Source organism: Candidatus Methylomirabilota bacterium, from assembly GCA_003104975.1.
In the GTDB taxonomy this organism is placed as follows: Bacteria; Methylomirabilota; Methylomirabilia; order Methylomirabilales; family Methylomirabilaceae; genus Methylomirabilis.
Genome location: PQAM01000019.1, coordinates 129,452 through 149,162, shown reverse-complemented (window position 1 = coordinate 149,162; position 19,711 = coordinate 129,452). Strand labels below are relative to the sequence as shown.

Sequence of the window (19,711 nt, the reverse complement as noted above, 5' to 3'; positions counted from 1 at the left end):
CTTACAGCAGATCGCGCCTCTTGGCGTCGAATTCTTCTTTTCCGATCTCACCCCGGGCATACCGCTTCTTGAGAATCTCCAGGGCCGACTCCTCTGAACGTTGAACAGACTGGATCCGGGAACCGGCGTGCCAGAGCCAGCGTACCGCCAGCACCAGCACCAATACGATGAGCAACCAGAAGGCTGTGAACATGATCATCCAGAGGATCCCCCATCCCCAGAACCAGGAGTCATGCGTCATCCCCTCCCACCCCATCATCATGCCGTATTTCCCTCAGAGGTATAGCTCTCCGGTATCAGGGCTCGATCTTGGAGCCCAGCAGATCCAGAAATTTGCGCATCCACTCCGGATGGCCGGGCCAGGCGGCCGCCGTGACGAGGTTACCGTCGACATACGCGTTGGAGAAGCCGGCGTTCACCTCTTCCCACTTGGCACCAGCTCGGACCAACTCCGGTCGTACGGCCGGATAGGAGGTACACCGTTTACCCTCCACGACGCCGGCCGCCGTCAAGAGCTGCTGACCATGGCAGATCGAGGCGATCGGCTTATTCTCCTTCGCAAAGTGACGCACGATGTCAAGTACCCTCTCGTCCAGGCGAAGGTACTCCGGTGAGCGCCCTCCCGGAATCACCAGGGCATCGTAATGCCTGGGTCTGACCTTGGCAAATGTCGCGTTCAGGGCGAAGTTGTGGCCGCGCTTCTCACTGTAGGTCTGGTCCCCCTCGAAGTCGTGGACGGCGGTCCGAACGGTTTCGCCGGCCTTCCTGCCCGGGCAGACCGCATGGACCGTATGCCCCACCATGGTCAACATCTGAAAGGGGACCATCGCCTCATAGTCCTCGACAAAATCCCCAACCAGCATCAGAATCTTCTTGGCCGCCATTGTCCGCCTCCTTCGATATATGAACTATGAACGCGATGTGTTCTGAACGGTGTGCCGATCCGAAGACTGTCTCAACCCGGCCTCAATCCACTTGAGGCGAGGCTACCAAAAGGCCGGTACCGGCGCAAGCGGATTTGAGAGCACGGTGCCGACGCGATCGAACCGTCGTACCTGGGGTTGACCCCTCACGAAGTACAATCGGATTGACGAGCCCATACACGTTTTGCTACGGTACAGTTCATCATCACCCATACTCAGTCATACAATCGTCATCACGCTCTTCACGGAGGATACGGATAGCAATGAAGCGATTCTTACAGTTGCTGGGAGAGATGCGGCAATACCGATTGGCACAGGCTAAGCTGGCGCTGCAGGAGTTGGTCACCGACGACGAACTGGTCATCGTGGTACCGGAGCAATCGCTGATAGCGGAGATTCAGCAGTGGGCCACCAGCCAGGGCTTGACGGTCGCCGCTCCGAAGAAGATGCTGGATGGGCTGGCCCGGTGGCAACTCTCGGTTAAAAAGGCCGTACCTGCGCCTGCCGTGGAGGCCAAGCCGGCTACAGCAGCGACAGCGGCAGCACCCGCCGCAAAACCGGCGCCTGCCACAACTCCGTCACCTGCCACGGCGCCGGCGGCAGCCGCACCGTCGACGCCTTCCGCCTCGCCGGCCGCTTCAGGCGCCCCCGCTGCAACGCCGACACCAACCGCTGCCCCAGCCCCCGCCGATGCACCGACGCCAGTGCTCATTAACAGCAAGCGCGGGTAAAGGGCAGCCCGGCTCCGCGGAATTCCTCGGTGGCTTCTGAGAGGAACAGCTTGGAAATCACGATGCCTTAGCGATAGGCCGATGAAACGTTTGAAGCCGGGTTGCACAGCACTCCGCAAACGCATTACTCGAGGCGGGCGCCGTGCTCGGCGAGCAGGGCCTTGAGGACCGAGCGGTGGCAGCGGGCCTCGTCGGCGCAGTAGCAGCCTACGGAAAAGGGCGTCTGATGCGACATGGCGGCCAGGAGGCCGAGAAGTCGATCGGCAGCAGGCTGCTTCATCTCGGCCCGATACCGCCTGACGAACGTCCGCCACTGCCGCTCATCCGGAGTGCTGAGCGCGATCTTGACAAGCTCTTCTGACGGCGCCAGCTCCGGCAGCCACACATCATAGAAGTTCCGTGACGCGTATTCACTCTTGGGTACCCCCCGGGGCGGACGCCGGACCGTTCCCAGGCGCAGCCCCTCACCGGGCATCCGCGGAGTCCCGAGCCGAACGACCCGAATTGCCACGACTATCACGCCTCCTTTGTGTTCGCGCCTAATCCATTTGCCCGAACCAGCCGCGCCGCGCCATCCACTTGGCCGATTCCAGCACAGGCGAAATCGTCGACGCCAACACGACGACAATCGCCCAATCTGTCAACGGCAGGCTTGAAGTGCCGAACGGCTCGTGCAGGAACGGCGTATGGATAATGGTAACCAACAGCATCAGTTCCCATGTCACCGCCAGATTCAACCACCAGTTGGCAAAAGGCCGACGCACTACCGAATGGCGGTCGGAGCGAAAGTTGTAAGCCTTGCAACATTCAATCAGCACCAGTGACACAAACGTCATCGTCATGGCATGCTCGATGCTCCGGCCGGAGTGCAGCGCCCATGCAAACAGGCCCAGGTTGGCGGCTGCGGACCAGAATCCGCCCGCCACCATGAGAGTGACGACAGGCCGGGTAAAGATGCCGGCACGTGGGTTGCGCGGCTTACGCCGCATCAAGTCGGGCTCGGGCGGATCTACGGCCAACGCCAATGCGGGCAAACCATCGGTGGCGAGATTCACATACAGGATCTGTACGGCCGTCAACGGCAGGGGCAGGCCCAGCAGTGTGGTTGCAGCCATCAGCACGATCTCGCCGATGTTGCACGAGAGCAGGTACATCAGATATTTCTTGATGTTGCCGAAGATGCCCCGACCCTCTTCCACCGCCGCAACAATGGACGCGAAGTTGTCGTCGGTCAGCGTCATGGCGGCGGCCTCTTTGGTGACATCCGTGCCGGTAATGCCCATCGCGATGCCGATATCGGCCTTCTTGAGCGCGGGCGCGTCATTGACCCCGTCGCCCGTCATCGCGGCTATGTGACCGTTCTTTTGCAGCGCCGTGACCACACGCAACTTATGCGCCGGAGATACCCGGGCATAGACATCGATATTTTCAACCTCGCGCTCCAACTCGGCCTCGCTCATCACCTCCAGCTCTGCGCCGGTCACGACGCGTCCGGTCTTGAGCAATCCTAATTCGCGCGCGACGGCTTGCGCGGTTAGCGGATGATCGCCGGTGATCATCACCGGCTTGATGCCCGCTTGTTCGCACGTATCAATCGCGGCCTTCGCCTCAGGACGCGGCGGGTCGATCATGCCCACCAATCCGAGAAAGGTCATGTCGTGTTCGGCGTTGTCCGGTGTTGCGCCCGGCTTGGAAGCTACCGCCAGCACCCTCAACGCCTCGCTGGCCATTCGGCGGGCTGTCTCCGAAATCATCGCCCGACCCCCGGCGTCAAGTACGCGTTCTCCCTCAACCGTCATCTGTCGAACGCACGAATCGAGGATAATTTCCGGTGCGCCTTTCGCGTAGGCGACAACGCCATCCGTCCCAGCGTGGAGGGTGGTCATGCGCTTGGTCTCGGAGGTAAAGGGGATTTCGCCCACGCGGGGGAATTGTGAATCGATGTCGGCCTTGTGGAGCCCGGCCTTGGCGGCGACAACAACCAATGCGCCCTCCGTCGGGTCGCCTTTGAGGTGCCAGCGGCCGTCGGCCTCACTGTGCACGATATGCGCGTCTGAGGCCAGCGCGGAGGCGCGCAGGAGCAGTATGAGCGGACCGGAAGGTTCAATGGGGAGGCCGTCGCACAAGAATTGGCCGTGCGGCTCATAGCCTGCCCCGGAGACATCCAGCATCTGTCCGGCCACAAAGATCTTACGAACCGTCATCTCATCCTTTGTCAGTGTGCCGGTCTTATCTGAACAGATTACCGACGTGCTGCCGAGCGTCTCGACCGCCGCCAGACGACGCATGAGCGCATGCCGTTTGACCATCCGCTGTACGCCGATGGCGAGTGAGATCGTCACGACCGCGGGCAGGGCCTCCGGGACGACCGCCACCGCCAGCGCAATCCCGAACATCAGCATCTCAATGAAGGGTTGCCCGCGCAAGAGGCCGAGGACAACAATGGCCGTCACCGCCACGAACGCGGCCCACGCCAGCGCGTGACCGACTTTGTCCAAGTTCTCTTGCAACGGAGTCCTGCCGGTCTCAACCGTCTGGAGCATTCGGGCAATCTTGCCAAACTCGGTACTCATGCCCGTTTCTACGACAACCACACGTCCCCGGCCATAGGTCGCAACGGTGCCCGCATACACCATGTTCTCGCGGTCGCCTACGGCCAGTTCACCGTTTGTGAGGGGCGCGGCACATTTGTCCACCGGAACCGATTCGCCCGTCAGCGCAGCCTCCTCGACATGCAGATTGACCGCCTCAATCACCCGGGCATCGGCCGGGATTTTGTCACCTGCCCGCACCAGGACAACATCACCCGGCACGAGGGCGCGCGCCGGAATCTCGACCTCTTCCCCATCGCGGAGGGCGGTGGCGGTCGGCGCGGCCATCTCACGCAATGCTTCCGTCGCGCGTTCGGCTCGATATTCCTGCACAAACCCCAACAAGACGGCAAACAGCACAATGATCGTGATCGCGATGGCTTCGATCCCGTGTCCCAGGAAGGCGGAGAGCGCCGTTGCCGCAAGCAGAATGAGGATCAATACGTTCTTGAGCTGCTCGAAAAGGATCGTCCACGGTGAGACGCGGCGGGCGGTTTGCAGTTCATTCGGCCCATGTTCGGCCAAACGCCGCGCCGCCTCGGTTCCTGTCAGACCGATAGGCGTAGCTTGCAGGCGGGTGAAGACAGTGTCGCTGGTGAGGGTGTGCCAGAGAATCGGGTCGGCTCCCCGTCGGGTTTCAGGAGGCCCCATTATTAACGAGAATCAGGCCGAGGCAAAAGCTCAAGCCGCCGAACAACCGCGTCATCCCGAAGCCGAGGGCAGACTGCGTGACGACGACGGTGAAAAAGAGCGCCCCCAGCGAGATAAAAGCACCGGCCAACACGGCCAGCGCCAGCAGCGTGAGCGCGTCGGTGCGCGCCTTCGCGACCCCGAGACTCTCGACCTTCCGCGCAATCTCGCGCGGCGGATAGGCGTCACTGAACGGCAGTTCTCTATCCATTCGCTTGGCACCCGCTATGGAAGCATCGCCCCCCTGTAGCGTCCGTCTCCATTGTTAGGTTACGCATAGTCCTTTTTGAACACGGTCGCATCATTACGCGATGCCGCCGGGGGCATGGCGGGATCGGAGCAGTACGTTTTTGGGGGGCAGGCACCCAGCAGGAATCTGACCCATCTCGCCCCAGTATATCCAGAGTCGCCTGTTGTGCTTTCACGCAGAGCCCGACAGACGGACGAGACATGCCAATGGTCAGATAATCAAAACCTGTTCTACTGAGCAGCCGAAATGGTTGTCGTCTCGAAGCCAAGCCGTTCGGACAGCTTGGTCGCCGCCGCCTTCACGAGCGGGGCGAGTTCGCATTCGATCCGCTCAAGGGAGAAACGGGTGATGGGGCCGGACAGACCGACACTGGCTACCACCTTTCGAGAGTAGTCCCGCACGGGGGCGGCAATACAGCGCACTCCGGGTTCGTACTCCTCATCGTCGACGGCATATCCGAGCCGAACCACCTCGCGGAGGTGGTCCCGGAATGCCTGAGGATCGGTAATCGTCTTCTGGGTCAGCGCACGCATCGGCTCCCGTTGAAGGATGTTGTCTAATCGGTCGGCCGACTCATAGGCCAGTTGGGCCTTGCCCGCGGCGGTACAGTGTATCGGCAGACGCCGTCCTGGAAACGACGCGACCCGGACCATCAGGCTGCTGTCCTCAACCAGGACATAGATGACCTCCGATCCGTCAAGCACAGCTAAATAGGCGGTTTCATTGCACTGGTTGACCAGCTCTTCGATAATCGGCCTGGCCTGGCGCCGAAAGCCAAGGTGATGCAGGAAGACATTGGCCACCTCGAACGGCTTCATTCCGAGGCGGTAGTTGGCGGTCTTTTTGTCCTGCTCGATATAGCCCCGAACCTCAAGGGTGGCCAGCAACCGAAAGACATTATTCTTGGGCAGGTGAAGCTTTTCGGCAAGCTCTGTGACGCCCAGTTCTCCTGTCTGATAATCGAACGACTCCAGGATGTCAAGCGCCCGATCAACCGACTGGACAAGGTAATCGGCCTTTTCTTTCTTTCGATGGTCCATACACGCCTCGTATACCATGCGGCAAAAAAGGCAACGCCTTTTCGGTACGCATTACCGCCGCTTTGCCTGGGATTCGATGTAACACGGAAGGAAAACGGTGTGACTATAAAAGGGCGTTCTATTTTTGTCAACGAAAAATTACCGGCTCAGGTGCCGGGTCTGGCCTCGAAGATCGCCGTGCCTGCGAAGCGACACCTCATCCAGCCGACGTACCTGGGCCAAAAAAGACACAGGCTGGTATGCCCAAGACGCCTTCCCGGAGCCTCTGGATCTCGTGCCCCTCATAGACCACATACTTGCGAATTGTGGGCAGTCCGGTCACCTCTTCAAGGCGGACTAACCGCCTGGCATCCTGAGGATGGACGCGATCTGCGTACTTGACCTCGATGGCCACCGCCCGATCCCTGTGCACCAGAAGGAAATCCACCTCCAACCCGTCGAGCGTTCGGAGATGACAGAGCCGCCACTCCGGATGAAAGGCCGAGAGCATCTTTTTCAACTCCGCTGCCACGATACTTTCATATTGCTGGCCGGTCATCCCCTCCCACTGACTGCTCAAGATCCGCTGAATCCCGACATCGATCATATAGAGCTTGGGGGACTTCATCAGCCGTTTGGCAGGGCTGATGAAGTACGGCTCCAACAAGATAGTCTGAAAGCTGAGGTCTAAGTAGTTGCAATAGTTGCGCGCGGTCTGAACGGAGACCCCGGCATCCCTCGCCAACTCGGAGTAGTTCAGGAGGCTGCCGGTCCGAAGAGCGATTAACTGTTCGCATTTCCGAAAGGGGGCGAGATCGCTGATTCGGGCAAGGTCTCGTAGGTCGCGTTGCAGATAGGTGGCAACATAGTTTTTGAGCCATTCCTTCCATTCCGACTCCTCAGGACCCTCCATCTGGGCCGGCATCCCGCCCCAGGCCAGATGCCGCTTCCACTCCCGGATGGACGCCCCCACAATCTCTCGGACCTTTTTGGGAGTAAGGACCTCGGGCGCCTGATTGCGATCCAGGCGGTCCAGTATGTCGGCAATCCAGGGCTTCGGGCTCTCCGGGAGCCGTTCAGCGAAGGCCAAGGGGTAGAGCTCTTTCACGGCGACCCGCCCGGCGAGGGATTCCCGGACCTTTCCGAGAAGCAGGATCTGGGCCGATCCGAGCAGCATGTACCGGTTGGTGCGTGTGGTATCGATCCCGTATTTCACGAGATGAAAGAGGGCCGGGACCTTCTGGGCCTCATCCAGAACCGCCTGCGGATACGTGGCGGCAAACTCCTCGCCTCCGATCTGTTCGAACTCCGCGTGGGTCAACGGATCGTCCAGATTGACGTAGGCCATCTCGGGACAGGCATGACGGGCCAAGGTAGTTTTCCCCACCTGTCTGGCCCCGGTCATGATGATGCCCCGCAGCGACCTCTGAGTGTTCCATTCCTCAATGGAAGCCTGAAGCCAGCGTCTAAGCATGTAAGTACAGTAGCACTATTGGCGTAATATTGCAATGATTATTATAAATAGATGCTGGAAAGCTGTGAGATCGGCGGGGAGAGTCAGAGGCGTCGGCATATTTGGCGACGCCGCCCCTCCCTGCGGGTGGAGGGCCCTTCGCCAGGCTCAGGGCCGCCCACCCGCAGGGAACCCAACCCTCAAATACTCAAATGGCCAACGTTGGGACGACTAGCGGGCGGCACGAAACCCGAAGTGGAACGCGTTCGACGGGGTGCTGAAGCCATCGACCGCGAAGACGCCGGCACCCGTGTCGCCGATCCAGTCGCCGCCGCGAAGCAACGCGCCGGGACCTGCCAGCGTGGACGCCCCGGCCAAGCAGTTGTCGTCACCCGAGCCGAACAGGTACAGGTCGGTGACACAGGCCGTGCTCAGCGGCGCCCGGTGCGGTCAGGGCCAGCCCGAGGCCGATTGCTACTGCAGCTACCACAAGCACGTTTCTTCGTCGCATCGCTTCTCTCTCCTGTGCGGACGAGGTCCGCGCCTCGTCTCGCGGTCTGGGGGTCCGCTGTGGAGCCCTCGAGTGCAGTGTCGAGCAGACTTATGCCTCGCGCGGCGCGTTTGGCCACCGCGAGGCGTCGGCTGCCATTCTTCACGCGAAAGCAGCTTACAAGGTCCTCCCCCCTTGTCAATACGTCTTTTGACGTAGTGGGTAACGGGCGCATGGAACACGGAACAGACATCGCATCCCTTGCGTGTTCCCTGTTTGACGGCTACGGATGATGTAACGGTGAGGTCATTCTGTCGACGGGTCACAACTGCGGGATTACACTACTGTAGTGTATCCAACGCTTCTTTACATGTCCCGTGCACCCTGAGCCTGTCGAAGGGTGAAGTATTTCAATAGGTTCCGTTCATGGGTTCGACAAGCTCACCACGAACGGATTGTAAAGGTATTTCTGAGACACTACACTAGGGGATGGGCTCTGCGGATCGGGATTCCGTAGGCGTCCTTACGGAGATGGGCTGCGCGGGACGTACGTCAGTCGGGTGCTGTGCGTAGCAGCTTCTCAAAGAGAGGAACCAGGGGTGGCAGCTCGTCCTGAACCGCTTTCCAGACGATTTCCCAATCGATCCGCTCGTAGCCGTGAACGATGCGGTTTCGCATGCCGCGTATCTGTGGCCATGGGATCTCGGGACAAGTTGCCTCGACGGAGGGCGGGATGTGTCGGGCGGCTTCACCAATAATCGTTAGATTCCACACGACCGCCTTTAACGTTTTCGTGTCTTCGCAAAACTGATCGTAGCTCTTGCCGCCGATATAGTTTTGGTTCTCTGCGATAGCATCCAGGATGTGCCGAATGCGGATTCTCCAGTCTGAGGACTTAGAGGGCATTGACAGCTTCCGCGAGGATGCCGTCCTTGAATTCCGGTAGGACGGCCCGTTTCAGAACGAGATCGACCTTATTCACGCTGAGCAGCTTTTCGAGATACTGCTCCGTCCCGATGACATGAAGGAGTCCTACCGGCCGGTCGAACTCCACCAGCAAATCCACGTCGCTGGCGTCGGTAGCTTCATCACGCACGACCGAGCCAAACAGCGCCAGCGACTTCACGCTAAATCGCTGCCGCAGCTCTTCCCGATGCTCGGCCAAGGTTTTCAGCGCCTCGTCACGCTTCATCACACGCTCCAGTCTTTTCTGCATCCATTCTATTCTATTCTCGAAACTTCCTGAAAGTCCTCAATCTAGCCGCTGCCTCTTCAGCCCTCGGGTCTGGCTTCGAAGATGGCCGTACCAATACGGACCAGCGTGGCCCCCTCTTCGATAGCGACCTCGAAATCGTGGCTCATCCCCATGGAAAGGTGTCGAAGCGGGTAATTGGGATAGAGCTTGGCCGCCTCATCTCGGAGCAGCCGGAGCCGGCGAAAGAAGGGGCGGACATCCTCAGGATGTTTCCGAAAGGGTGGGATCGCCATCAGGCCGTCGATGACGAGATTGGAAAACTGCCGACAGGCATCGAGCAATGGCACCAGATCGTGTTCAAGGATGCCGGACTTACTTGGTTCGCCCTCAAGATTGACCTCGACAAGAACCCGTATGCGTTTCTGCAGGGCGGCCCCATGCCGGTCCAAGGCGGCAGCCAGCTTGATCGAGTCGAGCGAATGAATCACCTCAAACAGCTCGGCGGCGGCTCGACTCTTATTGGTCTGGAGATGACCGATCAGATGCCATCTGATCGGGAACGCGCTGAGGAGGGCGATCTTGTCGGCCGCCTCCTGGATCCGGTTCTCGCCCAGCACCGTCGCACCGGCCTCGATCGCCTCCCGGATACGGGGCACCTGCACGGTCTTGGTGACGGCAATCAGTTCGACCTCATCGGGGTCCCGGCCGACACGGACAGCCGCCTCGGCCATCCGTCCCCTTGCCTGCTCGATTCGATCTCGTATCCGTTCCGCCAAGCCTACCCTTCGTGAGCTCCAGCCCCCGCATGCGCCGCCGACAGACGTGGCCCATCCGAGCGGCTGGTCGCCCGGAGCTCCGCGATCCCCTCAAACCGCAACAGCCGACGGCAGTTCGGACAGACGTTCTCCGATCCGCCGATCGGCAATAGGCAGTGGGGGCAGGTCGACATCGATCTGCCTGACAATAGAAAGATCTCGAATAGTTTGCTGAATCGCCTCATTGGCCTATCCTCCCTTCCCGAGCGCGCTGTGAAGAGGGGCTTCGCCAGGATCGTTAATCGGCTTGGCGCCGCAAAAAGGTCGGAATGTCCAACTCGTCGCCGTCAATATCCTGCGTTTTCAGCTCCAGGTCGCGAAGGTGAAACTGCTCGTCGGCGGTCTCGCGTCCGAGCGTCGCCCGCTTCCGAAGGAAACCGCCGCGCTCCGCCGCTTTGGCCGCATACGCCTTCATCTCGACCATTTTTGAAGATCCATCCTCGCCCGCCGAGGCGGCCACCTCGAACCCGGTGGCAATCACCGTCACGCAGACACTGTCTTTTAGCGATTCGTCGATCACGGCGCCGAAGATGATATTGGCTTCCTGGTGAGCCGACTTGCAGATCGTGGAACTGGCCTCATTGACCTCGTACAGCGAGAGCGCCGGACCGCCGGTGATACTGATAAGCACGCCCCGGGCGCCATCGATCGAGACGTTTTCCAGAAGCGGGCTGTTGATCGCCTTGAGAGCGGCCTCGGAGGCGGCGTCCTCTCCCGACGCCACACCGATCCCCATCATGGCAATCCCGCGCTCAGACATGATGGTCTTGACATCGGCAAAGTCCAGGTTGATCAGGCCCGGCACTACGATGAGGTCCGCAATCCCCTGCACCGCCTGACGCAAGACGTCGTCGGCGATTCTAAAGGCGTCGGTCAGTGAGGTCTGCCGCTCGACGACCTGCAGCAGTCGCTGGTTGGGGATGGTGATCAGGGTGTCGACGCTCTCGCATAGGGCGGTTAACCCCCTGGCGGCATGTGTCTCTCGAACCTTCCCCTCAAACGCAAACGGCTTGGTCACCACACCGACCGTCAGGATACCCAACTCCTTCGCCAAGCTTGCGATAACAGGCGCGGCGCCGGTTCCTGTCCCGCCCCCCAGTCCGGCGGTGATAAACACCATATCCGCACCCTCCAGAAGGCTCAGGATCTTGTCGCTGTCCTCAAGCGCCGCCTGTCGGCCGATGTCCGGATTCGCCCCTGCCCCCAAGCCCCTCGTCACGTTTGCGCCGATCTGAAGCTTGGTGTCTACCGGCGACATTTTGAGCGCCTGGGTGTCGGTATTCACCACGAAAAACTCCACCCCGGTGAAATCCGATGCCGACATCCGGTTCACCGCATTGGATCCCCCGCCCCCCACTCCGATCACCTTGATCTTGGCCGCGTGCTCTCCATCGATCTCCAGCGCAAATGCCATCTCCACCTCCCCTCACACGTCGTTGTTGGATGTTGGATCTCACAGAAAATCGCTGAACCACTGCCGCATCCGATTGATGATCTTGTCCATCAGGCTGCGCTCCGACACCCGGCTGAGTCGAGGCTGGTCCCGGTGTGCAACGCCGTACAGCACCAGGCCCACGCCGGTGGCGTGCATCGGCGAGCTGACCACCTCCTTCAGGCCGCCGACGCCGGACGGGATCCCCAGACGTACCGGCAGGTCGAACAGTTGCTCGGCCAGCTCCGGCACGCCTGCCATCGCCGATGATCCGCCGGTCACCACAATCCCGGCAGCCACCTGTTGCAGCAGCCCGGCCCGCCGCACCTCCAGACCTGCATGCGTGAAGATCTCCTCCATCCTCGGCTGAACGATCTCGCACAGCATCTGCCGCGACAGCAGGCGGGGCTTACGACCGCCGACGCTGGGAACCTCCACCACCTCCTCGGCCCCCGTGAGCGAGGCCAGCGCGCACCCGTACTGCCGCTTGATCTCCTCGGCAAACGGGGGAGGGGTTCTAAGCCCGATAGCAATATCGTGGGTCAGATGATCGCCGCCCAGCGGCAGCACCGCCGTGTGACGAATGCTTCCATCCACGAAGACGGCAATGTCCGAGGTCCCCCCGCCGATATCGATCAGAATCACCCCCAGATCCTTCTCATCCGCCGTCAGGGTCGCCTCACTGGATGCGAGCGGCTGCAAGACGATATCCTGCACCTCCAGCCCGGCCCTGTTTGCGCACCTGACGATATTTTCCGCCGACGCGATGGCGCCCGTGACGATGTGGATCTCGGCCTCAAGCCGGTGGCCGCTCATCCCGACCGGTTCTTTTACGCCCCCCTGATCGTCGATGATAAACTCCTGCGGGATGACATGAATCACTCGGCGGTCCGGCGGTAGGGTGATGGCCTTGGCGGCCTCCAGGACCCGATCGACGTCGGCCTGCGTAATCTCCTGATTCTTACCGGTGACGGCGATGACCCCGCGGCTGTTGATCCCCTTGATGTGACTGCCGGCGATCCCCACGAATGCGGAATCGAGGGCGACGCCCGCCATCTCCTCCGCCGCCTCGACTGCCCGCCTGATCGACTCGACGGTCACATCGATATTGACGACCACACCCTTTTTCAGGCCCTGTGACGGACTCATCCCACAGCCGATGATTTCGACCCCGCTCTCCGTAACCTCAGCGACGATGACGCAGATCTTGGTGGTGCCGATATCGAGTCCCGTGACGATCTCGCCCTTGGGGGTCATGCGCCCTCCTTCGAAAGCGGCTTCACGATCACCTTATCCGCAAAACGGAAATCGGCATATTCCAACTGGCGCAGGGTAGCGCCCCGCATCTCGAGCACCCGCGCCAATCGATCCAACTGCCGTTGCACGCCATCCTCCCCACCAAAATGCAGGAATGGGAGTCCCGGGCCCAGGACGACGGTACAACTTCCGTCGTTCTTCAGTTGAATCTCCTGCGCCTGCATATCCGGCCCCAGGACGCCCTGATGGAATCGTCGCCACAGGCGTGCCCCCTGATCGATTCGAGCGGGATCGATTCGCCCCCCCATCTTAAGCGCGTGGTCGGTGTGAAGCCTCAGCAGCGGCAGATCGGACAGGTCCGCCGGAGAGGCCTCCTGCAGGATCAGCCCATCCTCGCTCACGAGGTAGGCGCGATTGGCCATCACGACGGCGTGGGGCGCACGCTCTGATATGTGAACCTGCAAGGTGGCCGGAAGATGCCGGCTCACCCTGGCGCGTTGGATCCAGGGATTACGCCCGACCCGCATCGCAAGCGCCTGCAAATCCACCTCCAGGAGATTGGCATCGGGAACGAGGCCCAAGCTCTCAATGATCGCCGCCGCCGGGACCCGATCATTGCCTACGACGCGAAGATCGCTGACCCGGAAATAGTCCATCGGGATCAAGCGCGGGACCTGCCGCCAGACCACCCATCCCAGTCCGCCAACCAATACGAGGAGAACGGCCACGCGCGCCACCCATCTTAACCGGGAACCGGACCGCAGCCCACGGCGAGTGATGCCGCGCCGCCGCCATCCCGCGCCCCCCGATGCCGACCTCAGGAAACGGGAATTCGGACGAAAGCCGGCATTCTCCTCAACCCGCGTCGGGCGATCCGACGATCTGAATCTCCAGTTCAAGCGCCACTCCCGTCTTCGCCATCACCTCGGCCCTGACCCGCTCGATCAGCCAGCATACGTCCGCAGCGGTCGCCCCGCCGAGGTTCACAATGAAGTTGCCGTGCTTCTCGGCGATCTGCGCCCCGCCTCGTCGCAGCCCCTTGAGTCCCGCCCGCTCTACCAGACGCCCCGCGTAGTCGTCCGGAGGGTTCTTAAAGATGCACCCGGCCGACCTGACCTCTACAGGCTGCGTCGAATTCCGTCTCACCAGCAATCGTGAGACGGTCTCTTTGATCGTCCTCGGATCGCCCCGTCGTAACGTAAAGCCGGCGTCCACAATCGCCGAGCCTGCAGGGAGCGCGGTAGATCGATAGCCGGCGCCGAGCGCTTCGCTCGTCAGGATCTGCTCCTCACCCGATCGGTCCACCACGCAAAGCCAATCGAGGTGATCGGCGATGGCGCCTAAGGCCGTCCCGGCATTCCCCTTGATCGCCCCCCCTACGGTTCCCGGCACACCCGTCAGCCCTTCGAGACCCGTCAGACCCTTCATTGCGGAGAGAGCCAGCAAGCGGCTGGTCCGTACGCCGGCCCCGCACCTGATCTGTTCGCCGGAGACCTCCAGCCCAAGGAAGGTGCGGGAGAGATTGATGACGAGCCCCCTGACCCCCTCGTCCGATACCAGCATGTTGCTGCCGCCGCCGAGGATCAGCACAGGGATTGCCTCATCCCGCGCCGCCTTAAGTAAGACTTTCAGATCCTCAAGATCGGCCGGAAAGGCCATCACCTCGGCCGGGCCGCCGATCCGGAAGTAGGTGTGCGACGCAAGCGGCTCCTCGGCCAGGGCCTGGCCCTTGATGAGCCCCTGAAACCGTTCCTGCAACTGAAGCTGTCCCATCAGCATCGCCATCACGTCCCCTACACCCTACCCCCTCCACCCTCTACCCCGTCCTTCAACCGGTGGATGATCGCCTCACCCGCTTTCCAGATGTCGCCCGCGCCCATGGTGATGACCAGATCTCCCGGGCGGGCCAGCTCGACGACACGGTCCGGGATCTCCTCCTTCTGTTCCACATACAGAACCTTCGACCTGTTCCGTCCGGCCACCCCGTCCGCAATCTGTCGACCGGAGACCCCGTCGATCGGCGCCTCGCCGGCCGGATAGATCCCGGCAATGATCACCTGATCGGCAAGATCGAAGGCCGACGTGAACTCAGAGAGGAGCCGCTGCGTCCGACTGTACCGGTGCGGCTGAAATACCACGATCAGCCGCCGTCCGAATCCATCTCTCGCCGCCTTCAGCGTCGCCTGAATCTCTGCCGGGTGATGGGCGTAGTCGTCTACCACCATGATATCCTGAGGGCTCCCCTTGACCTGGAAACGCCGGGCGACACCGGAAAACTCCCCAAGCGCCGCCCGTATGGCGGAGAAATCGATGTCGAGCTCGAGACCCACCGCGATGGCCGCCAACGCATTCGAGACATTGTGCACTCCCGGAACCCTGAGTTGTACCTCTCCCAGCAACTCGCCTCTGAACCTGACCTTAAAGCTCGAGTTGAGTCCGGTAAGCGAGATTCCCTCGGCCGTAACGTCGGCCTGAGTGCTGCACGCATATGAGACCACGCGCTTCTGGACCCTGGGCAGCAGGTCCACGATCTGTTCCTGATCGAGGCACAGGATCGCCGAGCCGTAAAACGGGACCTTGTTGATGAACTCGAGGAACGTCTCCTTGATCTGCTGGAGATTGCGATAGTAGTCGAGATGCTCGGCATCGATGGTGGTGACGACGGCGATAGTGGGGGCCAGTTTCAGGAATGAGCCGTCGCTCTCATCGGCCTCCGCAACCAGGAACTCGCCCCGCCCCAGCTTGGCATTGCTGCCGAGCGCATCCAGCCTGCCCCCGATAACGACGGTCGGATCAAGACCGGCCTTCGCGAGGACTGTCGCCACCATGGAGGTCGTTGTGGTCTTGCCGTGCGTGCCGGCAACGGCCACACCGTATTTCATCCGCATCAGTTCGGCCAGCATCTCCGCCCGCTGAATGACCGGAATGGCATGCGCCTTCGCGGCAACAATCTCGAGATTCTCCGGAGTCACCGCCGAGGATCGAACGACAACATCGGCGCCCTCCACATGGGCGGGATCGTGACCGATCTGGACGGTAATGCCAAGCGACCTGAGGCGGAGGGCGTGCTCCGATACCTTCAGATCGGAGCCGCTGACCTGATAGCCGAGGTTATGCAGAACCTCGGCGATCCCGCTCATCCCGACCCCGCCGATCCCGACAAAGTGGATATGTCGAATCTTCTTAAACATTTTTTGCGCTCCAGATTCCTGGTCGTCGTTGCGATGGCATGGGCGAAACATGTTTCGCCCCTACGTCCCAGGATTGTTGCACGCTCTGGTGTCTGGCACCTGGCGCCTGACGCGCCGTTTGTATGACCAGATCGGCCAGACGGACCGCCGCATCCGGCTTGGCCAGCGCCCGCGCCCGGCGCGCCATCATCGCAAGCCCCTCGCGGTCGCCAAGATGCCTCCGTATGTATTCGGCCATTGTGGTACCGCTCAGGTCGCGGTCCAGAACCATCCGGGCGCCGCCTGTAGCGACCAGCGCTTCCGCATTGTAACGCTGGTGATCGCTGGCGGCAAACGGGAACGGCACGAGCACCGACGGTTTGCCCATGGCGCACAGCTCGGCCACGGTACCCGCCCCCGCCCGGCAGAAACAGAGATCGGCGGCGGCGTACGCGACAGCCATCGCCTGGAAGAACGGCTCCACCGCAGCTCGATACCCTCCCGCATCATAGCCCTGTCGGACAGGGGTCAGATCGCGCGGACCGGTGGCGTGGACGAATTGGATCCGCTCCCGCTCGTCCGTCAGCATGGGGAGCGCCTCCATCACCGCCTGATTCAGTCGGTGCGCCCCTTGGCTGCCGCCGAAGATGAGCACGGTGAATCGATCAGGATCAAGGGACAGGCGAGTCATGGCCTCAACCCTGCTCACGCCGAAGAGCTCCGTTCTGACCGGATTGCCGGTCACCCGCACCTTCTCCTTTGGAAAATGTCCGGATGCCTCCTCGAAGGCGATCGCAACGCGATCGACGATCCTCCCTAACCATCGGTTGGCCAGCCCCGGAAAGGCATTCTGCTCGTGGATCACGGTCGGGACCCTCGCCAGCACCGCCGACAGCACCATCGCGGCCGACGCGTAGCCGCCGAAACCGACCACGACATCCGGACGAAACTGTCGAAGGATCGAGAGCGACCGGATGAGTCCGGATGGGACCAGCGTAAGGCTGCGAAGTCGCGATCCCAGTCGCTTACCCTGCACGCCGGACGCCCTGATCCCCGCGAACTCCCAGCCTCGTATCGCCAGCAACGATGCCTCCACACCGCCCTCGACGCCGACAAACAACAGTGACGGGTCGGTCATTCGCGAACGGAGTTCCTCGGCTAACGCGATGGCGGGAAAGAGGTGACCGCCCGTCCCGCCCCCCGCAATAATGGCCTTCATGCAAGCCGTCCTCTCGTCGTCTGATGACGTGAGATGCTGAGCAGGATACCGATACAGAGCAGGGTCATGACCAGCGAGGTGCCGCCGAAACTGACCAACGGTAACGGCAAACCTGTAATGGGCAATAATCCGACTACCACTCCAAAATTGATGGCGGCCTGGGCAACGATGATGAACGTAATACCGATCGCCGCGTAGGCGCCGAAGAGGTCAGGCGCCCGAAGCGCGATCCGCGTCCCCCGCCACAAAATGAGACCGAACAGCGAGACGACCAGGAGCGACCCCACAAGTCCCGTCTCCTCCGCAATGACGGCAAAGATGAACTCGGTATGGGATTCCGGCAGATAGCCCAGCTTCCCGAAGCTGTCGCCGAGCCCGCGTCCCAGCACCCCCCCCGGGCCTATGGCATAGATCGACTGGTTGGTCTGATGGATAGCCTTGGCGGAGGCATGATCAGGCTTCAGCACCGTCATCACCCGCTCGAGCGCATAAGGATGGGTCAGGACAAACAGGACGGCAAGCGTCCCGACGGCGAGACCGATCACCATCAGGTGGCGCAGGCGGACCCCGGCCACAAAACAGATCGCCAGGACCGCACAGAGCAGGATCCCCACCATCCCAAAGTGGGGCTGCGCCACAATCAGGCCGCACAGGAGCCCGGCGAGGAGCAGCGGCAAGACAAAGCGTTTCACGAACCCCTCTTCCTGATCGGCCCGTTTAGCGAGGACCCTCGCCATAAGGAGTACAACAGAGAGTTTCGCCAGTTCGGACGGTTGAAAAGAGATCCCGAACAAACGAATCCATCGCCTGGCGTTGTTGATCTTTACCCCGATCGACGGAACCAGCACCAGTACAAGGAGCAACAGCGAGAGCAGGAAGAGCGGGAGTACAAAATTCTGAAATGTACGGTAATCGCGGTTCATCGCCCAGAACATCACCACACACCCGATCATGGCCCAAAGCAGTTGCTTTTTCAGGAAAAAGAACGGATCGCCGTATTTCTCACCGGCCTTGATGGCGCCCGCGCTGTAGACCATGATGATGCCAAGGCCTACCAGCACCAGCGCGACCCCGCACAACAGCTTGTCATATGGAAGCCGCTTGCTGATCATTGCCGTAGCCCCCGCACCGCCGTCTTAAAGACGCGCCCCCGCTCTTCAAAATCGGTAAACATATCAAAACTGGCGCAGGCCGGAGACAGGAGCACGACCTCTCCTGGCGATGCCACCGCGGCGGCGCGCCGAACAGCCTCCTCGAGCGTAGGCGCTTCCTCTATCGCAGAGGCGGATACCAACGCACGGCGCATGACGCCGGCCGCTTCACCAATCAGGATCAGCCGTTTGACCCGCTCGCCGACCAGGGGCAGCAGGGGCGCAAAGTCGCCGTGCTTGTCCCGCCCGCCGGCGATCAGCACAATAGGTTCCGCAAAGCTCTCGAGTGACCGGACCACCGCCCCGACATTCGTCCCCTTGGAATCGTTCACATAACGAACGCCGCCGATCTCGGCCACGAACTCCAGCCGATGCTCCAGTCCCTCGAAACTGGTAAGCGCCGTCCGGATCGAGGCCAAAGACGCGCCGATCGCGGCCGCTGCCAGACCGGCGGCCAGCGCATTCTCGAGGTTATGTACCCCCCGGATCCTCAGATCGGAGACCCGGCAGAGTGCCTCTCGCCTCCCGTCAAGGACCAGCACAAGCTGATCGTCCTCAACGTAGGCCCCCTCGGCCAACGCTCGAGTCCGGCTGAATGAGAGCGTCCGCCCTCGGGTCTGCACAACGGCCTGAAGCACCAACGGATCGTCCGCATTGATGACCGCAACGTCCGAGGGTTGTTGGTTCTCAAAAATGCGGGCCTTGGCCCGGTAATACGCTTCGACCTGATCGTAGCGATCGAGATGATCGGGCGCGAGATTCAGGAGTACCGCCACGCGCGGCCTGAACGCCTCGATCGTCTCCAGTTGAAAGCTCGACAGCTCCGTCACGACGTACTCACCCGCCGCCAGGGATGGCGCCACCCCGCAGAGCGGGGTCCCGATGTTGCCGGCCACATGGGCAGGCAGGACGGCCTCCTTCAGGATCACGCCGAGCAGGGTGGTCGTCGTGCTTTTGCCGTTAGTGCCGGTTACACCGATAAACGTCGCCTCGCTGCACCGATAGGCCAGCTCCACCTCGCCGATCAGCGGGATGCCCGCGTCGCGAAGGCGCCGAAACGGCGGCTCACGCAGATCGATCCCGGGGCTGACCACAACGCAATCGGCCCACGGTAAGGCGCGCAGATACCGCTCGCCCAGCTCAAGGCGGACCCCGTCCCGCTCCAGACTGCTCAGGTCGGCGCCGATCTCGTGCTCATCCCGTCGGTCGGTCCCGATGACCACGGCGCCCTGTTTGAGCAGCACACGACAGGCGGCCTGCCCGGATCGCGCCAATCCGACAACCACCGCTTGCTTGCCGGCCAGATCGATCGTCACAGGCTGCAT

Annotated in this window: 18 protein-coding genes and 2 pseudogenes; 1 reads left to right on the top strand and 19 read right to left on the bottom strand. The window is 61.5% G+C overall.

The features are described from left to right. Position 1: 1 nt before the first annotated feature. Both C3F12_14850 and C3F12_14845 read right to left on the bottom strand, forming a co-directional pair. On the bottom strand, positions 2-262 hold the full coding sequence (locus C3F12_14850) for a hypothetical protein (protein PWB42466.1): 261 nt from the start codon (positions 260-262) through the stop codon (positions 2-4). A gap of 34 nt (positions 263-296) precedes the next feature. Then, positions 297-884: a protease gene (locus C3F12_14845; protein PWB42465.1), complete on the bottom strand. Its 588-nt coding sequence runs from the start codon at positions 882-884 to the stop codon at positions 297-299. Between the two features lie 290 nt (positions 885-1,174). Here C3F12_14845 and C3F12_14840 point away from each other — a divergent pair. Beyond that, a pseudogene (locus tag C3F12_14840) lies at positions 1,175-1,477 on the top strand (hypothetical protein). Positions 1,478-1,778: 301 nt separating this feature from the next. Here C3F12_14840 and C3F12_14835 read toward each other — a convergent pair. The 17 genes and pseudogenes from C3F12_14835 to murD form a co-directional block, all read right to left on the bottom strand. Further along, on the bottom strand, positions 1,779-2,165 hold the full coding sequence (locus tag C3F12_14835; protein PWB42464.1) for a DUF488 domain-containing protein: 387 nt from the start codon (positions 2,163-2,165) through the stop codon (positions 1,779-1,781). Between the two features lie 28 nt (positions 2,166-2,193). Next, entirely contained in the window at positions 2,194-4,896 is a 2,703-nt protein-coding gene (locus C3F12_14830) for an ATPase (protein PWB42463.1), read from the bottom strand. 4 nt (positions 4,897-4,900) lie between these two features. Next, a pseudogene (locus C3F12_14825) lies at positions 4,901-5,146 on the bottom strand (formate transporter FocA). 269 nt (positions 5,147-5,415) lie between these two features. Next, complete coding sequence (locus C3F12_14820; protein PWB42462.1) at positions 5,416-6,225, bottom strand: IclR family transcriptional regulator; 810 nt, start codon at positions 6,223-6,225, stop codon at positions 5,416-5,418. 196 nt (positions 6,226-6,421) lie between these two features. Further along, positions 6,422-7,678 carry a hypothetical protein gene (locus C3F12_14815; GenBank protein ID PWB42461.1) on the bottom strand — a complete coding sequence of 419 codons (1,257 nt, stop codon included), beginning with the start codon at positions 7,676-7,678 and terminating at the stop codon, positions 6,422-6,424. A 1,021-nt stretch (positions 7,679-8,699) separates the two neighbouring features. Next, positions 8,700-9,053 (bottom strand): DUF86 domain-containing protein, encoded by a 354-nt coding sequence (locus tag C3F12_14810; GenBank protein PWB42460.1) that lies wholly within the window; start codon positions 9,051-9,053, stop codon positions 8,700-8,702. Continuing rightward, positions 9,043-9,339, bottom strand: coding sequence for a nucleotidyltransferase (locus C3F12_14805; protein ID PWB42514.1), 297 nt, complete (start codon positions 9,337-9,339; stop codon positions 9,043-9,045). Before C3F12_14805 ends, C3F12_14810 begins: the two co-directional genes overlap by 11 nt. Before the next feature lie 80 nt (positions 9,340-9,419). Next, positions 9,420-10,118: a YggS family pyridoxal phosphate-dependent enzyme gene (locus C3F12_14800; GenBank protein ID PWB42459.1), complete on the bottom strand. Its 699-nt coding sequence runs from the start codon at positions 10,116-10,118 to the stop codon at positions 9,420-9,422. Positions 10,119-10,120: 2 nt separating this feature from the next. Then, complete coding sequence (locus C3F12_14795) at positions 10,121-10,342, bottom strand: hypothetical protein (protein PWB42458.1); 222 nt, start codon at positions 10,340-10,342, stop codon at positions 10,121-10,123. A gap of 53 nt (positions 10,343-10,395) precedes the next feature. Beyond that, positions 10,396-11,571 (bottom strand): cell division protein FtsZ, encoded by a 1,176-nt coding sequence (locus C3F12_14790; GenBank protein ID PWB42457.1) that lies wholly within the window; start codon positions 11,569-11,571, stop codon positions 10,396-10,398. A gap of 39 nt (positions 11,572-11,610) precedes the next feature. Then, positions 11,611-12,846 carry a cell division protein FtsA gene (gene ftsA / locus C3F12_14785; protein PWB42456.1) on the bottom strand — a complete coding sequence of 412 codons (1,236 nt, stop codon included), beginning with the start codon at positions 12,844-12,846 and terminating at the stop codon, positions 11,611-11,613. Beyond that, positions 12,843-13,625, bottom strand: a complete 783-nt coding sequence (locus C3F12_14780; protein PWB42513.1) for a hypothetical protein — start codon at positions 13,623-13,625, stop codon at positions 12,843-12,845. Before C3F12_14780 ends, ftsA begins: the two co-directional genes overlap by 4 nt. A 76-nt stretch (positions 13,626-13,701) precedes the next feature. Further along, a complete protein-coding gene (locus tag C3F12_14775; GenBank protein PWB42512.1) occupies positions 13,702-14,625 on the bottom strand; it encodes a UDP-N-acetylenolpyruvoylglucosamine reductase in 924 nt (307 codons plus the stop codon). 14 nt (positions 14,626-14,639) lie between these two features. Further along, positions 14,640-16,037, bottom strand: coding sequence for a UDP-N-acetylmuramate--L-alanine ligase (locus C3F12_14770; protein ID PWB42455.1), 1,398 nt, complete (start codon positions 16,035-16,037; stop codon positions 14,640-14,642). Then, positions 16,030-17,235 (bottom strand): undecaprenyldiphospho-muramoylpentapeptide beta-N-acetylglucosaminyltransferase, encoded by a 1,206-nt coding sequence (gene murG, locus C3F12_14765; protein PWB42454.1) that lies wholly within the window; start codon positions 17,233-17,235, stop codon positions 16,030-16,032. The genes C3F12_14770 and murG overlap by 8 nt, the downstream gene beginning before the upstream one ends. Beyond that, positions 17,232-18,347 carry a putative lipid II flippase FtsW gene (gene ftsW / locus C3F12_14760; protein ID PWB42453.1) on the bottom strand — a complete coding sequence of 372 codons (1,116 nt, stop codon included), beginning with the start codon at positions 18,345-18,347 and terminating at the stop codon, positions 17,232-17,234. Before ftsW ends, murG begins: the two co-directional genes overlap by 4 nt. Beyond that, complete coding sequence (murD, locus tag C3F12_14755) at positions 18,344-19,711, bottom strand: UDP-N-acetylmuramoyl-L-alanine--D-glutamate ligase (protein PWB42452.1); 1,368 nt, start codon at positions 19,709-19,711, stop codon at positions 18,344-18,346. The genes ftsW and murD overlap by 4 nt, the downstream gene beginning before the upstream one ends.